A 1,121-nucleotide genomic window follows, 5' to 3' on the forward strand; every position below is an offset into this window, starting at 1 on the left:
TCCTCGACGGGCTTGCGCGCGCCGCCCGGGTACAGTTTCTCGGCCTCACTGGCCTTCCGGCCGGCCAGCGCGGCGAGGTTGAGCGCCAGCGTGTTGGCGGCCGCCGGGACCGATTCCTGACCGTCGACCACGTGGCTCCAGCCGGAGCCTGCGTCGCGGAGGGACTTGTGCTTGATGTCGTAGTAGCCGCTCTTGGCCTCCAACGATGTGCCCCGGGCCCCTGCCGCGGCGGCCAGGAGGTGGAAGTGGAACCGCGTGGTCAGCCACTCCTGCCCGGGGGCCACCGGCAGGCCGTGCTTCCAGGTTTCCACGAAGGGCACAAAGTTCCGTTCCGGGATCAGGTCGGCCAGCATCTCGTAGGCTTCGCGGTCCGGGCCCGGGATTGCCTCAAAGTAGTGCACGTCGCGCCCGGAATCCAGCGCTGCCTTGATCCGCCCGCGCGCGTAACCAACCGCCTTGGCCAGGTGGCCGCCGTCGGCCGTGTCACTTTGGATGCAGACGCACAGGCTGTTGGCTGCCCGTGAATTGCGCCCAATTTCGTCAGGAGCCCCAAGGAAGGCGTCATCGAGGCCGGCGGTCAGGCCAAATGTACGCGCGCTTTCAGAATCGCGGGCGCTGGCGTGGACAAAGCCATGGAACAGGTCCTCGGTGTTGACGGGCATGGGCGGATCGGCAGGCATGAGCCCCAGGCCGGTGGCGAACAGGCTGGCGCCCGTCAGTTCATGGACCGCCTGCAATCCGCGGACCAGCCCGAAGTGCTGGGGCCACATGGAGTTGATGTGTCCGCCGCCCACAAGGTGGAGGGAGCGCGCTTCCCGCAGTTTCAGCAGGCCCAGGTCATACTGTGGCGACCCCAGTCCGCGGACCAGCTGCGCCACTCGGGGCCCCATCTCCTCCGGCTCAAGGTGGTTCGAGCCGGCAACGGCCCGCCACAGGGTGTTTGTCACGCGCAGTTTCGGGTGCAGGCCGGAAAAAAGTAGCTGCGCCGTGCCCGGTTGGGGGCAGTCCAAGTAGACTTCGGTCGCGGGCTCGGCGCGCGCCAAGTGGCGCAACCATCCCGCGGCAATAAATTCGTCACCGAAATTGGGATGCCCCGCGGGGGCGATGAGGTATATGGGACC

Annotated in this window: 1 protein-coding gene; it reads right to left on the minus strand. The window is 67.4% G+C overall.

The genetic code is table 11. From position 1 onward, the window contains the following. A partial coding sequence (locus G6034_RS19380) for a polysaccharide pyruvyl transferase family protein (protein WP_176636737.1) occupies positions 1-947 on the minus strand: 947 nt, incomplete at its 3' end. Between the last annotated feature and the right edge of the window lie 174 nt (positions 948-1,121).

The organism is Arthrobacter wenxiniae (assembly GCF_013376105.1).
Classification (GTDB): Bacteria; Actinomycetota; Actinomycetes; order Actinomycetales; family Micrococcaceae; genus Specibacter; species Specibacter wenxiniae.